The 18,314-nt window shown below is 41.6% G+C and carries 16 protein-coding genes and 1 tRNA gene; 11 read left to right on the forward strand and 6 right to left on the reverse strand.

From position 1 onward, the window contains the following. Window positions 1-978, reverse strand: coding sequence for a KpsF/GutQ family sugar-phosphate isomerase (locus tag JO943_RS09845; RefSeq protein ID WP_005287734.1), 978 nt, complete (start codon window positions 976-978; stop codon window positions 1-3). Between the two features lie 374 nt (window positions 979-1,352). On the opposite strand from JO943_RS09845, the gene JO943_RS09850 reads away from it, so the two are divergent. The 3 genes from JO943_RS09850 (at window position 1,353) to JO943_RS09860 (ending at window position 4,426) form a co-directional block, all read left to right on the forward strand. Continuing rightward, on the forward strand, window positions 1,353-2,759 hold the full coding sequence (locus JO943_RS09850; RefSeq protein WP_202740682.1) for a purine-cytosine permease family protein: 1,407 nt from the start codon (window positions 1,353-1,355) through the stop codon (window positions 2,757-2,759). A gap of 107 nt (window positions 2,760-2,866) precedes the next feature. Next, window positions 2,867-4,288, forward strand: coding sequence for a cysteine--tRNA ligase (gene cysS, locus JO943_RS09855; protein WP_202740683.1), 1,422 nt, complete (start codon window positions 2,867-2,869; stop codon window positions 4,286-4,288). A gap of 62 nt (window positions 4,289-4,350) precedes the next feature. Further along, window positions 4,351-4,426 (forward strand) — tRNA-Gly (locus JO943_RS09860). A 141-nt stretch (window positions 4,427-4,567) separates the two neighbouring features. Here JO943_RS09860 and JO943_RS09865 read toward each other — a convergent pair. Beyond that, entirely contained in the window at window positions 4,568-5,881 is a 1,314-nt protein-coding gene (locus JO943_RS09865; RefSeq protein WP_202740684.1) for an MFS transporter, read from the reverse strand. Between the two features lie 114 nt (window positions 5,882-5,995). Further along, complete coding sequence (locus JO943_RS09870; RefSeq protein WP_202740685.1) at window positions 5,996-7,204, reverse strand: alpha-hydroxy acid oxidase; 1,209 nt, start codon at window positions 7,202-7,204, stop codon at window positions 5,996-5,998. Between the two features lie 98 nt (window positions 7,205-7,302). Between JO943_RS09870 and JO943_RS09875 the strand changes: the two genes are divergently transcribed. The 3 genes from JO943_RS09875 to JO943_RS09885 all read left to right on the forward strand — a co-directional run bounded on the left by JO943_RS09875 (window position 7,303) and on the right by JO943_RS09885 (window position 9,193). After that, the gene (locus JO943_RS09875) at window positions 7,303-8,217 is read left to right on the forward strand and encodes a LysR family transcriptional regulator (RefSeq protein ID WP_009511255.1); all 915 of its coding nucleotides are present in this window, start codon (window positions 7,303-7,305) and stop codon (window positions 8,215-8,217) included. A 262-nt stretch (window positions 8,218-8,479) separates the two neighbouring features. Continuing rightward, entirely contained in the window at window positions 8,480-8,605 is a 126-nt protein-coding gene (gene ykgO / locus JO943_RS09880; RefSeq protein ID WP_005231541.1) for a type B 50S ribosomal protein L36, read from the forward strand. Between the two features lie 111 nt (window positions 8,606-8,716). Further along, window positions 8,717-9,193, forward strand: coding sequence for a copper resistance protein NlpE (locus JO943_RS09885; RefSeq protein ID WP_032874313.1), 477 nt, complete (start codon window positions 8,717-8,719; stop codon window positions 9,191-9,193). A gap of 99 nt (window positions 9,194-9,292) precedes the next feature. Here the strand turns inward: JO943_RS09885 and tsf are convergent, their stop codons facing one another. After that, window positions 9,293-10,168, reverse strand: a complete 876-nt coding sequence (tsf, locus tag JO943_RS09890; RefSeq protein WP_005287814.1) for a translation elongation factor Ts — start codon at window positions 10,166-10,168, stop codon at window positions 9,293-9,295. Window positions 10,169-10,306: 138 nt separating this feature from the next. Then, the gene (gene rpsB / locus JO943_RS09895; protein WP_004652723.1) at window positions 10,307-11,059 is read right to left on the reverse strand and encodes a 30S ribosomal protein S2; all 753 of its coding nucleotides are present in this window, start codon (window positions 11,057-11,059) and stop codon (window positions 10,307-10,309) included. 214 nt (window positions 11,060-11,273) lie between these two features. Here rpsB and map point away from each other — a divergent pair, with 214 nt between their 5' ends. The 3 genes from map (at window position 11,274) to JO943_RS09910 (ending at window position 14,732) form a co-directional block, all read left to right on the forward strand. Then, the gene (map, locus tag JO943_RS09900) at window positions 11,274-12,098 is read left to right on the forward strand and encodes a type I methionyl aminopeptidase (RefSeq protein WP_004773623.1); all 825 of its coding nucleotides are present in this window, start codon (window positions 11,274-11,276) and stop codon (window positions 12,096-12,098) included. 205 nt (window positions 12,099-12,303) lie between these two features. After that, on the forward strand, window positions 12,304-13,359 hold the full coding sequence (locus tag JO943_RS09905) for an OmpW/AlkL family protein (protein WP_005231544.1): 1,056 nt from the start codon (window positions 12,304-12,306) through the stop codon (window positions 13,357-13,359). 167 nt (window positions 13,360-13,526) lie between these two features. Then, complete coding sequence (locus JO943_RS09910; RefSeq protein ID WP_032866395.1) at window positions 13,527-14,732, forward strand: MFS transporter; 1,206 nt, start codon at window positions 13,527-13,529, stop codon at window positions 14,730-14,732. Between the two features lie 326 nt (window positions 14,733-15,058). Here JO943_RS09910 and JO943_RS09915 read toward each other — a convergent pair whose 3' ends face one another. After that, on the reverse strand, window positions 15,059-16,240 hold the full coding sequence (locus JO943_RS09915) for a trypsin-like peptidase domain-containing protein (RefSeq protein WP_005231547.1): 1,182 nt from the start codon (window positions 16,238-16,240) through the stop codon (window positions 15,059-15,061). Between the two features lie 187 nt (window positions 16,241-16,427). Between JO943_RS09915 and JO943_RS09920 the strand changes: the two genes are divergently transcribed. Continuing rightward, window positions 16,428-17,186, forward strand: a complete 759-nt coding sequence (locus tag JO943_RS09920) for a Nif3-like dinuclear metal center hexameric protein (RefSeq protein WP_032882727.1) — start codon at window positions 16,428-16,430, stop codon at window positions 17,184-17,186. 335 nt (window positions 17,187-17,521) lie between these two features. Then, window positions 17,522-18,145: a superoxide dismutase gene (locus JO943_RS09925; RefSeq protein ID WP_202740686.1), complete on the forward strand. Its 624-nt coding sequence runs from the start codon at window positions 17,522-17,524 to the stop codon at window positions 18,143-18,145. Window positions 18,146-18,314 lie beyond the last annotated feature (169 nt).

Genomic DNA, 18,314 nt, shown 5'->3' on the forward strand with positions numbered 1-18,314 from the left:
TTAATTTACTCCCGCCTGAATAAGGTCATGCATACTGATCACACCAATCACTTTTTTGCTGTCATCCACCACTACAAACTGGTTAATTTTTCTCTCATGCATTTTTTCTAATGCTTCCACCGCACGGGCTTCCTGAGAAATGGTGAACGGATTTTTAGTCATCACTTCAGAAACCGCCAGATTGACATCAAAACCTTGTTGCTGGTCAATCATGCGACGCAAGTCACCATCAGTGAAAATACCCAATAAGGTGTCATGCTCATCAACAATCGTGGTTAAACCAAGACGTTTATCCGAGATTTCATAGAGCACCTTGTTCATTGGTGTATCAGGACGTACCTTGGGTAATTCTGAACCTGTATGCATCAAATGCTTCACATGCAACAGCAAACGTTTACCCAATGCACCTGCCGGATGCGAACGCGCAAAGTCATCTGCGGTAAAGCCACGTGCTTCCAATAACGCAACTGCCAAAGCATCACCGAGCACCAATGTGGCGGTTGTACTTGAGGTTGGCGCCAATCCTAGAGGGCACGCTTCGTCAGCTGCGCCCAGTGTTAATGCAACATCTGCATTTTGTGGCATTGGCCCTTTATCATCACGGCTAATCGTGATTAGTGGCACGCCTAAATGCTTGATCAGTGGCATCAACATCATGATTTCATCACTCTTGCCCGAATTTGAAATCGCAATAAGTACATCGCCACGCACCAGCATGCCCAGATCGCCATGCCCCGCTTCACCTGGATGCATAAAAAATGAAGGTGTACCTGTCGATGCAAATGTAGCTGCCATTTTACGACCGATATGACCCGATTTCCCCATCCCCGTGATGACCACACGACCTTGGCATTGCAATAATATTTCACATGCACGATCAAAATGTTGATTAATCTGGGTCGCAAGCACTTCAATCGCTTGCTGTTCAATACGCAGGGTTTCGAGTGCGCTTTTCTGGAAATTTATGGCGTGTGACATATGAGTTTGACTCAAAATAATACTCTATCTACCAATCGGCAGATGATTTTAATCAAAAGAATGAAGGCGATTCTAACATAACTGTGAATTCTGCACGTTTCTAAATGTATAAGTTTTCGTGAAAAATGGATAGACTTCTAGCAGCGTTCTTGCCTTGCCTTGTGCTATTCAATTTAAAAATTCAGCCTTATGCATCTATATAGAAACCTTAGCTAAATCAAAAATCTGGAATTTACCTTTTTTAACACAAATAAAATTGCTCACATATAACCCAAGTTGTATATACATATTCATATCAATATATACATGCTCGTATTTTAATACCGCATGTATTTTTAGTGACAATCAGTGCTCCAGGGAAAAGGCGTATACAAATGAGCTCATTGGATGAGAGAGAAAAACATCAATTTATTGAAAACCGCAGTATTGATTTCATTCCCGAACAAGAAAGGCATGGCAGTGTTTTTGGGCAATTTACTTTATGGTTCGGCGCCAATTTACAAATCACGGCAATCGTTACCGGTGCTTTGGCGGTGGTTCTTGGTGGAGATGTTTTCTGGTCGATTATCGGTTTGTTGATTGGACAGTGCTTCGGTGCCATCGTGATGGCATTGCATGCAGCTCAAGGCCCTAAACTCGGCCTTCCACAAATGATCTCAAGCCGTGTTCAATTTGGTGTATATGGTGCCTGCATTCCAATCCTGTTGGTTTGTCTGATGTATATCGGTTTTACAGCCACTGGTGAAGTCCTTGCAGGTAAAGCGATTGCGCAACTTATTCATGTCAGCAATAGCACCGGGATTTTAATCTATGCGGTCTTTATTGTGATCTTTGCCACCATTGGCTATCGTTTAATTCACTGGGTTGGAAAAGTTGCAAGCATTATCGGGCTGATTGCCTTTGTCATTATTTTGACTCAAATTTTAACTCATTCAAACATTTCAGAGTTAATTGCTGTTCAAAAATTTAGCTGGTCCTCATTTTTACTCGCGATTTCCCTTTCTGCCTCATGGCAAATCTCATTTGGACCTTATGTCGCTGACTATTCCAGATATCTACCATCAAACACCTCCTCCAGCCGTGTCTTTCTGGCTGTTGGCCTAGGTTCGCTGCTCAGTTCACAAATCTCCATGACCTTAGGTGTATTGATTGCACAAATCTCACAAGGTGGCTTTGTTGGAAATGAAGTGCAATATGTTGTGGGAATGAATGCAGCTGCACTGATCATTACTTTCCTCTATTTCAGTATTGCCTTTGGTAAAGTGACCCTGTCCACCCTGAATGCCTATGGTTGTTTTATGTGTATTGCAACCATTTGGAATAGTTTCAAACCTGAATATCACATTTCAAGAATGACCCGTTTAGGTGTGGTACTGGCTATGGTTGCCATTTCTACCATCATCGCAATTCTTGGTGAACATACTTTTTTAAATACCTTTAAAGCGTTCATTCTGTTCTTGCTCACCTTCTTCATTCCATGGAGCGCAATCAACCTTGTAGACTACTATTTTATCTCTAAAGAACAATGTGATGTCGCGGCACTCTACGACCCGGATGGAAAATATGGTCGCTGGAATCGAATTGGCATTGGTTGCTATGTCATGGGCGTGTTATTACAACTTCCCTTTATTCATAGCAAGGTTTATACAGGTCACATCGCGACCATGCTAGGTAATGTGGATATCTCCTGGCTGGTGGGTATCTTAGCAACTGCTATGATCTACTATTATTTTGCCAAAAAAGCCCAACTTCGAACGCCCCGTCAAATCCGTTTTGAATAAAGAAAATATTGCAAACTAAAGCCATCTTTTTTCTGCTGATAACTTTATGAAATATGGTGCATACGTTATGATGAATAACGATTTTTGTAGAGTGTTTGAAAACCCTTATGCAACCTTTTGTTCTATATAACTCTGAGCAACGTAAAAAAGTTGAATTTGTCCCACGCAAAGAAGGTCAAATCGATATGTATGTCTGTGGTATGACGGTTTACGATTACTGTCATATCGGGCACGCTCGGGTTATGGTTGCATTTGACTACATCATTCGCTTCTTGCGTAGCCAAGGCTGGAAAGTTCGCTATATTCGCAACATTACCGACATTGATGACAAGATCATTGCGCGTGCCAACGAAAATGGTGAAAGCATTCAACAGCTCACGGCACGTTTTATCGATGCCATGAATGAAGATGCAGCCAACCTGGGCTGTACGGCACCGGATGAAGCACCCAAAGCAACTGAATATATTGATCAGATGCAAAGCATGATTAATACCCTGGTTGATAAAGGTGCTGCTTACCCTTCCAGCAATGGCGATGTTTATTTTGAAGTCAGCAAATTCGATAAATACGGTCGTCTATCTGGCCGTAAACTGGAAGACATGCAAGCGGGTGCATCTGAACGCGTTGATGTCGAAGTGGAAAAGAAACATCCCTTTGACTTTGTGCTGTGGAAACATGCCAAAGAAAATGAACCTGCATGGGCTTCACCTTGGGGCAATGGCCGTCCAGGCTGGCATATTGAATGTTCTGCGATGTCGACTTGCTGCCTAGGCAATCATTTCGATATTCATGGTGGTGGTTCAGATCTGATGTTCCCGCATCATGAAAACGAAATCGCACAAAGTGAAGCCTCAACTGGCGAACAATATGTGAATTACTGGATGCATGTTGGTTTCATCAATGTCGATGGCGAGAAAATGTCTAAGTCTTTAGGCAACTTCTTTACCATCCGCGATGTGATGGAGAAGTTCCATCCGGAAGTGATTCGCTACTTCATTGTGTCGTCGCATTATCGCAGCCCAGTTAACTTCTCTGATGTGGCATTAAAAGAAGCAAAAACAGCGCTTAGCCGTTTCTATCATTCTTTCAAAGCCTATCAGCAAGTCTATGGTCAAAAAACGATTGAGACTTTAGAACAGAACTTTGTTGAGCGCTTTAACAATGCAATGTGCGATGATTTCAATACTGCTGAAGCAATGGCGGTACTATTTGAACTCAATAAAGAACTCAACCGTGCGGTGAAAGAAGAGCAAGCGGAGCAGGCAACGGCTCTTTACTCTACCCTGCGTCATTTAACTCATATTCTGGGTCTGGTTCAACATGATGTAGATGAGTTCCTGAAATCGGATATTGGTCAGGAAGCCTTAAGCCTCTCTGATGCTGATATTGAAGACTTCATTCAGCAACGCGTTGATGCGAAAAAAGCCAAAGACTTTGCCAAAGCTGATGGTATTCGCCAGTCTTTACTTGATCAGGGTGTAGTTTTGGAAGATACACGTCAAGGTACAATCTGGCGACGTGCTGATTAATTCAACACTTAGCATTATAGAGAGTTGACAGTTGAATGAAACTCTCTATAATGCGTCCTATTGCGGGAATAGCTCAGTTGGTAGAGCATAACCTTGCCAAGGTTGGGGTCGCGAGTTCGAGTCTCGTTTCCCGCTCCAAATTCAAAAAGCCCTTATCGAAAGATAAGGGCTTTTTTATTGATATATTTAAATGCACATTCCCGATAACCAACCATATATACATACTTTTGATCCAGCACTATTGAAATCCGGATTTCAACAGTGCCTAGAGCATAGATATTAATTTTTATGTTTAGAGAAGCGGTAACCCTGATCACATAACGCGGCAACCACAACAAATACTGCTGCCGTAATTAAAATCATGATAACACTGGCTGTTGAATGTGTTGGCGATGCTGCAACCATGCTCAACGCCCCTAATGGAGCCAATCCACCCGCAATAGCCGTACCAATTTCTCGGCTAGAACTCACGCCGGTAGAACGATTCTCCACTGAAAATTGTCGGCATAAAAATGAGCTCTGCGAAGCAAACATCATGGGCGCCAAAATACCGGTTCCTATCGCAATTGCCACATAGATAAAGATATCCTGACCTGTCTCCAGTAATTTCATAAATGGATATGCAAATAATAGTGATAAAAGCCCACCTAAGATCAGAACTTTTTTACTACTCCAGTAATCGCATAGCCACCCAAACAATGGCACAGTGACAATGGCGACCAAACTGGCAATGGTAATCGACAAGGAAGTAACATGGGCTGTTACCCCTTTAAACTGTGTCAAATAAGCCAATGAGAAGGTTTTAAAAATATAGCTGAGCGCGTTATATCCAATTGCGACAATCAAAACCACCAAGATGCCTTTTAGATTCGCCTTCAGTAAACTTTTAAAAGGATTTTCAGTTCTAATTTCTGAATCATTATTAATTTTTTGTTCAAAATCTGGCGTTTCAGGTAAATTTTTTCTGACCCAAATTCCGACAAGTACCAATACAAAGCTGAGTAAAAATGGAATACGCCAACCGCCATTTAATAAAAATTCATCCCCGTTTAAAGTGAGTAGGAAAATAGTGAGTGAGGATAATAATAAGCCTAAATTCAGACCCAATGCTGGCCAGGCGCCTTGACGGCCACGTTTTTCATCTGATGCATGTTCATAGGAGGTGATTGCCGCTCCGGCAAACTCAGCTCCTGCACCCAGCCCCTGAATAATCCGGAAAAATACCAACAGGATCGGCGCCCAAATCCCAATCGTGTCATAACTGGGAATTAAACCGATAAAAACGGTACATAAGCCCATAAGCAAAAAGGTAATGTAAAGCATTTTCTTACGACCATAACGATCGCCAAAAAAACCAAAAAATATACCGCCAAATGGTCGGGCAATAAATCCGATTGCAAAGGTTGCAAAGGCCGCGATTGCTGCTGTACTCGGATCAGATTTATCAAAAAAAACTTTACTAAAAACAATAGAGGCCATCGTGGCATATAAGTAGAAGTCGTACCATTCCAACATTGAACCCACAATGGTCGCTGTGGCCACTTTCTTTAGACGTTTGGCTTTTTCTTGTTCTGTTTCATAAACATGTTGCATATTGATAATCCTTTATTTAAGGCACATGACCCCTATCGCCTATAGTTTCCATCTATAAGACAGGTCATCATTCAAGCGGATAATTAAAAGTAAAAAGACGCGCTAATCTGAAGATCAACAATGGATAAGCATATCGGGATTCAGCTCATCACAACGATTAACACCTAACATTGCCATATTGCGATCGACTTCATCACGTAACAGGTTAATCGCATGCTCAACTCCCGCATCCCCTGCCACAGCAGCTGCATAATTAAAAGGTCGTCCAACGAAGACCATCTTTGCTCCTAATGCGATGGCTTTGAGCACATCTGAGCCTCGTCTAAAACCACTATCAATCATGACCGGATAATCGGAACCTAATGCCTGAACCACATCTGGTAAAATTCGCATCGGTGAAGTGGCACCATCCAGCTGACGACCACCGTGATTAGATAAAATGATGCCATCTGCCCCCATGTCTTTGGCAAGATGGGCATCTTTAACACTGAGCACGCCTTTAATCACTAAATGTCCTTGCCAATACTCACGAATCTGCTTGAAATGTTCCCAATTCAAATGATCTCTGGCAGAAAAATCACGAAGCACATTTGCAGATAAGATCGGCGCACCTCTTGTGGCAAAGGAGTTTTCAAAATGAGGCATTCCATGCTGCATCAGTGTCCGGCAAAAAGTCCCAAATAACCAGGAAAGCCGGGTCAGCCCATCCCAAGCCAAACGTAAACTTGGACGCAGGGGCGTCGAAAAACCTGTACGCACATTATTTTCACGATTGGCAGAAACAGGGATATCCACCGTGATCACCAAGGTCTGAAAACCCGCATGCTTTACCCGCTCCAGCAAGGCCAAAATACGTGCGGTATCCCCGGGAAGATAAGCTTGAAACCATGTATCTGGTGCAGCTTTTGCTACAGTTTCCAACGGAATCAAGGATGAACCACTCATAATTGAAACAATATTGGCAGCCTGTGCGGCCCGTGCTAACACCACATCTCCCCGATAAGTTGACAATGCATTTAAGCCCATGGGTGCGATGCCAAACGGAGCGTGATAGGTCTTTCCAAATAGTTCTACTTTTTGATCTCGTCGAGAAACATCTGTCAAGACCTGCGTGATAAAACGATAATCTTTAAAAACTGTACGATTATCCTGCAGGCTCGTATTATCTTCTGCCGCGCCAGCAATATAACCAAAGATCGGTCGGGGGAGTTTTCGACGTGCTTTTGCCTCAAAATCTTGTAAACATAAAATATCGTCCAGAATTTTAGGCTGGTGCTTAGAAGGCATCGCTCCTGCCTGAATATTTTGCTTATTTACGTCCATACATCGCTCATCCATATTCCACTATCTACTTTATAGTGATAGAGCAACATAAAGAAAAGCGATATTATTTAAACAAGGTTATTCGGAAAAATCGAACAATGTCATCTCCGACCATCAAGCAACTGGAAGCTTTTTACTGGGCTGCGACATGTGATAATTTTGCAATCGCAGCACAACGCCTGCATATCTCTGTTTCATCGTTATCTCAAAGAATTCATGAATTAGAATGTATTTTAGATCATCAACTTTTTGATCGACGTGGCCATCGAGCGGTTTTAACTGAGGATGGAGAGCGTCTTTTAAGCATGGCCAGTAATGTGCTTGAAGCCGTCATCACCCTACAAACCACCTTTACGAATCAACACAAAGGCTTGAATGGAAGGCTGAAGTTTGGTGTGGGTGAATTATCCGCACTGACCTGGTTACCTAAATTTATTGCCATTGCCCAGAAACAGCACCCTTTATTACATCTAGAACCCTATGTAGATGTAGGTGCAGTGCTTGAACAGAAATTGGATGCAGGAGAACTCGATTTTGCCATCATGGCGGGCCGGTCTTCTAAAAGCAGTATTCTCTCTCAATCCATTACCAAAGCTGATTTTGTATGGATGATTGCCGAGTCTTTACTCGATCAGGACTCACCCCAAGATTTAATCAGTCTATTAACTCAACATACACTGGTTACCCTACCCGCTGGTGCGGGAACAACCCGTATTCTGGATGACTGGCTATTAAGCCAAAATATTCATGAAATTAAACGTATTACCTGTAATAACTGGAGTGCTGTTGCCGGCATGATTCGAGAAGGTGTTGGAATTGGTTTTTTACCCAAAGGCTGGATGGAAAATGGTGCAGATTCCACACTGATTCAACTTGAAAGTCATCCTCCACTCCCTTCACTGCATTATGCTTTTCAGTGGAGACGTGGCGATATTCGAAATATTATTCCAACCATGCAAATATTAGTACGTGAACACATCAATTTTTCGCTAAGACCGAATGATATTTTATAACACCTGTTATCGCCTCCAAATTACGGATAAGAATTCAATATAGATGTTCTCAATTTATCTATAGCAATTTAAAAACAGCTAGTTCTCTTGCCAAACTTGGAGACGCGAGTTCATCCCTTGCTCTAAATTCAAAAAGCTCGTATTAAACGATAGGACTTTTTATTTCCAAGCTCCCTTTATTTAGACTTTCGACAATGAGATCAACTTTACAGCATAAATAAAATGTAATATTATAACATTACATTAAATATAGAGAACCATAATGAAAGTCTGCTCATCCCTTAAAAGTGCCAAACGCCGTAGTGCTGATTGCCAGATTGTAAAGCGTCGTGGCAAGTTATTTGTGATCTGCAAATCAAATCCACGCTTCAAGGCAAGACAAGGTTAAGCTTGTCTTGCTTTACCAAAGGTTAAACAACCCTTACATTCCCTTACTTCCATTTCTTTTTAAAATCTAATAACTTGGATATCAATACTTTCCAATAAGGTTCTATCCAAGATGAAAAAATCAATTATTGCCATTTCTCTAGCATCGGTTTTCCTTGTAGCGTGTAACAAGGCAGAAACACCAAAAACTGACGAGCAAACCCCTCCAGCTGCAACCACAACAGAAACAACGCATGAAGCTGTTGACAGTGCGCACACAGCGGAAAACTCACTCGACTGGAATGGTACTTATAAAGGTGTCCTTCCATGCGCTGACTGCGAAGGTATTGAGACTGAGCTTGAACTAAATCTAGATAAGACTTATGAATTAAAAGAAAAATATTTAGGCAAAGGTGATGGTAAAGCCTTCGAAAGCAAAGGTAGCTTCGCCTTTGATAGCAAAAATACCTCAGTCATTACCTTGGATAAAGCCGGTGACGGTCGTAAATATTTCGTTGCTGAAGGTTACCTGAAAGCTTTAGATACCGAAGGTAAAGAAATTACAGGTGAATTGGCAAGCAAATACGAGCTAAAAAAAGAAGCTGAATAAGCCTTAAATAATATTAAAAAGCCCATTTGATGAAGTGGGCTTTTTAATAGGCGATAAAAAACCCAGTCAAAATGACCGGGTTTTTTTAGAAGATACGAATTACTTCGCAGCAGCCTGAGCAGCAGCAACTTCTTCTGCAAAGCTCATTTCAGCTTTCTTCTCAATACCTTCACCCACTTCGAAACGAACGAATTGAGCAACAACAGTACCAGTCGCTTTCAATACATCAGCAACTTTCTTGTCATTGTCGATAACATACATTTGACGATCAAGAGCAACTTCGTTCAAGTATTTTTCAACTGAACCAGTTACCATTTTCTCAACGATGTTCGCTGGTTTACCAGATTCTAATGCTTTCGCTTCAGCAATTTCTTTCTCTTTAGCGATCAAGTCAGCTGGAACAGCTTCTGCATTTACCGCAACTGGGTTGAACGCAGCAACGTGCATTGCAATACCTTTACCAGTGTCAGCATCACCTGTGTAAGAAACAACAACACCGATTTTTAAACCGTGCTTGTAAACAGCCAAGTTTTCGCCTTCAACGATTTGAGCACGACGAACCTGAATGTTTTCACCGATTTTTTGAACAAGTGCAACACGCGCTTCTTCTACAGTTGAACCGTCTTCAAGTTTAAGTTCAGCAATTTTCGCAGCATCAGTTTCGTTTGCAGCAAGTGCAGCAGCAGCAACTTTATCAGAGAAGTTTTTGAAGTTTTCGTCTTTTGCAACGAAGTCAGTTTGACAGTTAACTTCAACAAGAATCGCTTTGTTGCCTTCCTGGATGATTGTGATCGCGCCATCAGCTGCAATGTTACCTGCTTTTTTAGCAGCTTTTGCTTGACCTGATTTACGAAGGTTGTCAATCGCAAGTTCGACGTCACCACCAGCTTCTGTTAATGCTTTTTTGCATTCCATCATTGCAAGACCAGTACGGTCACGTAATTCTTTTACCATGCTTGCAGTAATTGCAGTCATGTTGTTCTCCTAAAATCGGTAGAAAATAAATCTGTTCAACAAAAACGGCCCAAAGAATCTCTGGGCCGTTTGCAATCTCGACGCTTTAATTTGCCACCATTACATGTCGCAAAAATGACAAGCTTGCGTCAAAACGCATTAAGCCTCAGAAGCGTCTTTAGCAGCGTCGTCGCCTTTTGCTTGTGCATTTGCTTGTGATTGAGCATATTCTTTACCAGCAAGAATCGCATCAGCCATAGCAGAAGCATACAAAGTTACTGCACGGATCGCATCGTCGTTACCCGGAATAACGTAATCAACGTTGTCTGGGTTAGAGTTTGTATCAACGATACCGATTACAGGAATACCTAAGTTTTTCGCTTCTTTGATTGCAATCGCTTCGTGATCTACGTCGATTACAAATAATGCGTCAGGTAAACCACCCATGTTCTTAACGCCGCCCAAAGCACGTTCAAGTTTTTCCATCTCACGAGTACGCTCTAAAGCTTCACGTTTAGTAAGCTTAGCAAAAGTACCGTCTTGAGATTGAGTTTGAAGATCTTTTAAACGGTTGATAGATTGGCGAAGTGTTTTCCAGTTCGTCAACATACCACCTAACCAACGGTGATCTACATATGGTTGACCAGCGCGTTGAGCTTGTTCACGGATGATGTTAGAAGCAGCTCGTTTTGTACCAACGAATAATACTTTGTTCTTTTTGCTCGCTAGGTTGTTAACGAAGTTCAAAGCATCATTTAACGCAGGAACAGTGTGCTCAAGGTTGATGATGTGAATTTTGTTACGCGCGCCAAAAATGTATTGACGCATTTTTGGGTTCCAGAAACGAGTTTGGTGACCAAAGTGTGCGCCTGCTTGAAGAAGGTCGCGCATGCTTACGTTGTAATCTGCCATTTTCTTTACCTTAAAGTTTGGGTTAGGCCTCCATATATCCGCATTCTCCACCTATTGCTAGGCACCCAGAGTAATGTGTCGATATATGTGCGGATTTTTTTACGACTATAATTATCAGATAATTTCGTAAAATATATTCACGAAAAGCATTTGATAAAATAGGCGGCTATTTATACCATAGACGCTTGCAAATTACCAAAAGTTTTTAGAGATCATGAATACAACTTATACAGCCCCTCGTCGATTAATCAAAACACCTGAAGAAATTGAAAAGATGCGTGTTGCTGGCAAATTGGCGGCTGAAGTTCTAGACATGATTAAACCGCATATTAAAGCGGGCGTGAGCACACTAGAACTCGATACCATCTGTCGCAATCACATTGAAAATGTTCAGCAGGCAATTCCGGCCTGTGTCGGCTATGGCGCAGCACCAGGTCGCCCTGCGTTCCAGCATTCTATTTGTACCTCGGTCAACCATGTGGTTTGTCACGGTATTCCGTCTGAAAATAAAATCTTAAAGAACGGCGATATTCTTAACATCGATGTAACTGTCATTAAAGATGGTTATCACGGCGATACCAACATGATGTATATCGTGGGCGGTGAAACCTCTATTCTTGCAAACCGTTTGTGTTCAGTGGCTCAGGAAGCCATGTATCGTGGCATGGCCACGGTAAAAGACGGTTCATATCTGGGTGATGTCGGTTATGCCATTCAACAATATGTTGAATCTGAGCGTTTCAGTGTCGTGCGTGAATATTGTGGTCATGGTATCGGCAATGTCTTCCATGATGAACCACAAGTTTTGCATTATGGACAAAAAGGCACCGGTATGCGTCTGGAAGCAGGCATGACCTTTACCATTGAACCAATGGTAAACGCAGGTGTTTGGCAAACCAAGCTTTTAGGTGATAAGTGGACAGTTGTCACAAAAGATCACAAATTGTCGGCCCAATATGAACATACGATTTTGGTAACCAAAACGGGTATTGAAGTATTAACCGCGCGTCCTGAAGAAGATTTATCTCGTTTTATGTAATTTATTTTCTTTAATTTCTTTAGAAAAAAGTCACTTCGGTGGCTTTTTTTGTATCTTCATAATTTCTTCATCAATTTATCTAAATCAAACAAATTTTTTCATAAGCATAACAATTATAAATTTTAACTAAACAAAGTAGGCCTAAAAAAGAGTTATCGTGGGCGCAAGAAAAATCCTTACAAACTTTAGGACATGGAGTCCCAAGATGATGAAGAAGTCATTTGCTTGCCTGCTTACAGGCTTATGTGCCCTACCAACAATTACTTTCGCAGACTCACCTTATTTCAGTCTAAAAGATGGCGATGGGTTTAAACGCTTTTCAGTTTCTGCTGGTTGGTTGCATGCCATGCCGCAAGGATCTGCCAATCCAATTGATATCAATACCAGTGTTGCTGAAGGCACTAAATCTAAAGTCGGAGAAGTATCTAAACAAGCTGTACTTGCTGCTGCAGTAAAAGAGTCAAATCCTATAGCTTATGGTGCAATTCAAGCATGGCCTACCAGTACAGTACCAGCTTTTGCTACAGGTACAGCTACAATTAACGGACTTTCTAACTGGAAAAGTGAAGGAACCGGCTTAGAGGCTGATGATGTTGATACCGTAGGTATTATGGCCAATTATCATTTTACTGATAATGTTTCTTTAGAGATTAAAGCCGGGATTCCACCAAAGGTTGATATCAAAGGAAAAGGCGATATCTATGCACCTTTAAATGGTTCAGCAAGCACTATCCTAGGTAATATTGATTTAAGACAAGACCTACATATTACTGACCTTACCCAAGGTGATAAAGCTGCCACCGCACGCGCCTGGTTACCAGCTTTTGAATTACACTATCAATTCGGCAAATCAGGCGTCAATAAATTCCGTCCTTATGTTGGTGCGGGTGTCATGTATGCCTATTTTAATGATTTAAAAATGAATTCAGGCATCGAATCAGACTTAATCAAAGCAGGCCACATGATCCAGAATATTCATGACGGCAAAGCAGGTGCAGCTTTAGATAATAAAACTTCTTCCGCAGATCCAGTTGTAAAACTTAAAGCAACTGATACCTTTGCTCCGATTGTCACTGTAGGTGCAACTTATGACTTTAATCCAAACTGGTTTGCTGTAGGTTCTGTGTCTTATTCAAAAATGAATAATGAAGCAAAAATCTCTGTGACTGATCGTAATACTGGCAAAGAACTGATTCGTGCCAATACAAAAATTGATATCGATCCATTAATCACTTATGTTGGTGTCGGCTATCGTTTCTAAGCGACCTAGCTCATAAAAAAGCAGCCTTCGCTGCTTTTTTATTTCCTGATATTTCTAATAGTAAAGAAATTACTCAAACAAATAGAACGCTAATCATTTTTTTAGAATCGAAATATAGACAGAAGTATTTTAAAATACTTTTCACTTATTCCTTGATCATAACAACAATGTCAAAGCCACAATTCTCAAAACAGTTGACCTATATGCTGATAGGAAGTGCACTGATCCTTGCACTTTCGCTGGGCGTACGTCATGGCTTCGGTTTATACCTGGTCCCGATGAGCGACGCATTTGGCTGGGGACACCATATTTTTAGTTTTGCCATTGCCTTACAAAACTTGATCTGGGGTGCGGCCCAACCTTTCACAGGTGCAATTGCCGATAAATATGGTACCAAGAAAGTGGTTGCAGCAGGCGGCGTGCTCTATGCGATTGGCTTGGTAATGATGGCATTCAGCTCAACCGGAGTTCTGCTAAATCTTAGTTTAGGGCTTGTCATTGGTCTGGCTTTATCTGCGACCTCATTTACAGTACTGCTTTCAGCCGTTGGTCGTGCAGCTCCGCCAGAAAAACGCAGTATGGTAATGGGGATTGCCAGTGCAGCAGGATCATTCGGTCAATTTATCATGTTGCCATCCACCCTACTGTTACTCAAAAGTATAGGCTGGTCCTCCGCACTACTCGTCAGTGCATTCGCGATTGCATTCATTATCCCGTTGGCATGGTTATTAAAATCCCCTACTTCGACCGCACCGAAGGCACTGAATCAACCCAGTCTCGGCTTTAAACAGGTTCTTAACATTGCCCGCAAACATAAACCGTTCTGGTGGTTATCCCTAGGCTTTCTGGTCTGCGGCTTTCAGGTGGTATTCTTAGGAGTGCATTTACCGGGTTATTTAATTGATCATGGCTTTGATGCCACCACAGGCACCATATTTTTAGCACTGGTAGGCCTGTTCAATATTGTGGGGACCTATGGGGCTGGCTGGTTAGGCGATCGTTATTCAAAACCGAAACTGCTGATGTTGCTGTACGGCTTACGTGGCGTCGCCATCATTGCCTTCCTGTTATTACCCCTGAGTATATTTACCGTTTATAGTTTTGGCATCATCATGGGATTGCTCTGGCTTTCAACGGTACCATTAACCAATGGTATTGTTGCGAATATGTTTGGCGTAAAATATTTATCGATGCTGAGTGGCATTGTGTTTTTTACTCATCAAATCGGTTCATTTTTTGGAGGCTGGTTAGGGGGTATCAACCACGACATGACCGGCAACTACAATATGATCTGGCTTGCCTGCTTGCTATTAAGTGCTTTTGGCGTGGTGATTCATCTGTTCGTCAATGAAGAGGCCATTATTCATGACTAATCTTGAACGAAATTTTAAAATTTTACTGATGGGCTTTATTCTTGGTTTAATTAGTCTTTCAATCTTGATCTGGTTTCAAACGCCTGATCTATTTGAATATTTCAATCAGGCATTTTGTGCCCACTAATTACGTATTTCCAAGTTTCACACTTGTCATTGAATCATCAAAAATTTGTCATAAAACGATAAAATTTGCATGATTTAATGAAAAATAAAAACACCTATAAAATGTAAAAAAGCTTGTTGGCCTTATCGTCAACAAGCTTTTTTATTGCAGCCATAAAAAGGGCCGCTTTAAGCGACCCTCTCTGGTAAAACCATCTTGATTAAGGATGTTTCGGTAAAGGTATATATTGAGATTGCGTATTTTGCTGTACTTTGCGCTCTCCCACCTTCACTTGGAGCGTTTGCTGCTTGCCTTCTCGCTCCACAATCACATCAATCAGACTACCCGGCGCTTGCAATGCCACATAATTAATTAAATGCGAAGCGGAAGAAATCTGTTCATTATTGACCTGGATAATTTTGTCACCACGTTTAATGCCTGCCGTATCCGAAGGTCCGTCACGCAATACATCAGCCACGGTAACCCCAATCGGTTTTGTTGCCAGAACATCCTCTTCAATGGTATTTGGAATCAGGCTAATCCCCAACCAGCCTCGTACCACACGGCCATCTTTCAAGATGGAATTAAGCACTTGCTGACAAACCTTGGCTGGAATAGCAAAGCCAATTCCCAAGGAACCGCCAGATTGAGAGAAAATTGCAGTATTGACACCGATCAGGTTGCCCGCAACATCAATCAATGCACCACCCGAGTTACCCGGATTAATGGCAGCATCGGTTTGAATAAAGTCTTCGTAGGTATTGATTCCCAAGTCAGAACGACCTGTGGCAGAAATAATCCCTTGAGTTACGGTTTGACCGACACCAAATGGATTACCAATCGCAAGTACTACATCACCTACTTCGTTACCACTCAGCTTAAATGGTAGCACTGGCAGATTATCTAATTCGATCTTGATTACAGCCAGATCTGTATCTGGATCAGTACCAATTACTTTGGCTTCAGCACGACGGCCATCATGCAATGCCACCACAATATGTTCAGCCTGAGCAATCACATGATTATTGGTGAGAATATAACCGTCTGCACGTACAATCACCCCTGAACCCAGACTGTTTTCATTTTGAGGCTGTTGCGGCATTTGATTGCCAAAGAACTCGCGAAATACAGGATCATTCAATAATGGATGATTCATCTGTTTGACTTTCTGCGTGGTAAAAATATTCACCACAGCAGGTGCAGCCACTTTGACTGCAGCACTATAAGAAACCACCCCACCGGCACGTGATGTATCAATGAGAGGCTCAACCTTTTCTGCCGGCATTTTTACCCCATCAGCCGCAACAGTCGGTTTCGGTTGATGTGATTTCTGCCAAGCCAGAAAACTAACGATAACAAGAATGAGTAATACCCAAGGTAACCATGTAAATGCACGGCGCACGTCTATTATCCTCTAGGCGAAATTATGTAATGTACGTAATTTATTGAAGAACTGGAAGTTTCCACTATTGTAAAGTAAATTGCTTAAAATCAATGCAAAAGTTAAAAAAGTTTTGTCTAGCTTTAGTTACATTTAAAAATATGTTTTTATTGAGCTCTAACAAGCTGTTAATCATTTGAGGAATCGCATGGCAAATGTGCAAGATATTGTGCACTGGTGTAATCAGACTTTAAAAGCAAACGAGTTTAAAGACTACGCACCAAATGGCTTACAAATTGAAGGCAAAGCTGAAGTCAATAAAATTTTATGCGCCGTGACCGCTTCTGAAGATGCGATTGATGCCGCGATTGCTCAACAGGCGGACGCCTTACTGGTGCATCATGGCTACTTCTGGAAAGGCGAACCCTATCCGATTACCGGTATGCGTGGCAATCGCATTAAAAAACTGATCCAGAATAATATTTCCCTAATTGCCTATCACCTGCCACTAGACGCGCATCCGACTTTAGGCAATAACGTCGCCATTGCCGATTTGTTGGAGCTAAACGATCTGGAAGCATTAGATCCAAGTGAAAAGCACCCTATCGGCAACATTGGTTATTTAGACCATGCACTGAGCCCTGAGCAATTTAAAGCAAAGTTACAAGCTGTCTTTGATTTTAATGTAATTCATTTACCGAGTACTAAAACTACAATCAAAAAAATAGGCTTCTGCACAGGCGGCGCACAAGACTTTATTGCCAAAGCTGCTCAAGCAGAATGCGATGCTTATATTTCAGGTGAAGTCAGTGAACGCACTTTCTATGAAGCCAAAGAGTTAGGGGTTCACTATTTTGCTTGTGGTCATCATGCCACTGAACGTTATGGCGTACAGCGCTTGGCACAAGCCATTGCAACACAGTTTGCCATTGAATCTGAGTATTTTGAGCTCAACAATCCAATTTAAGCCGATGCACGGATAAAGGAGTGAAATTCATTTCATTCCTTTATCTGATTTTTATTTTCCAATTTTCTGCCTCCCCATCGATTCTTTCTGGTCGCTTAATGATGCAGGGTTCTCATTGCCTAGCGGCTCATCTCTATAGCCATAATTTTAAATACATAACCACTTCTAGATTCCTCACTCTTAATCAACTGATAAATAAAATTTATTTTTTAATTCATATCACATAGATAAAAGCAAATTAAAAGATATTGATTCTCATTTGCTTTTATATCAATAATGAAAGCGGTTAAATTCATCCTCATAAAACCACATTGATTACAAAAGGAATCAAACACATGGCTTATTCTTTACCTGCGCTGCCTTATGCCTATGATGCACTTGAACCCAATATCGATACCAAGACCATGGAAATTCATCATAGCAAACACCATCAGACCTATATCAATAATATTAATGGCGCAATTCAAGGCACGGTATGGGAAAAATTTCCTGTAGAGGAGCTAGTCGCCAAAGTGAATCAAGTTCCAGCAGACCTTAAACCTATGGTGATCAATAATGCTGGCGGACATGCCAACCATTCATTGTTCTGGACCGTTATGAGCCCACACGGTGGTGGTGAACCGACAGGTGATATTGCAAAAGCCATTGACCAGCAACTTGGTGGTTTCGATGCTTTTAAAGAGGCATTTACCAAAGCAGCGATTAGCCGTTTCGGAAGTGGCTGGGCGTGGCTGAGTGTCACACCTGAAGGTAAAATTGTGGTGGAAAGCAGTGCCAATCAGGACTCACCCCTGATGCATGGTCATACCCCTATTTTAGGACTGGATGTATGGGAACATGCCTATTACCTAAAATATCAAAACCGTCGACCTGAATATATTGCGGCTTTTTATAATGTGGTGGACTGGGATGAGGTCAATCGCCGCTACCATGCGGCTTTAACAGCAATAAAAAATTGATTTTAAATAATAAAGTTAAAAAACTCTGCTTGATCAAGGTAGATTAGAGCCAGCTCGAAGATAATCTAAAATAATCATTGGCTCTAATTCTATCTTGTGTATGGTATATGTCTCAGATGGAAATTTTTTGCATATTTTGTGTATTAAAAGACTGCCCTATTGCATGCAG

It is taken from the genome of Acinetobacter sp. 'aerobic (ED)', from assembly GCF_904886855.1.
GTDB lineage: Bacteria > Pseudomonadota > Gammaproteobacteria > Pseudomonadales > Moraxellaceae > Acinetobacter > Acinetobacter courvalinii.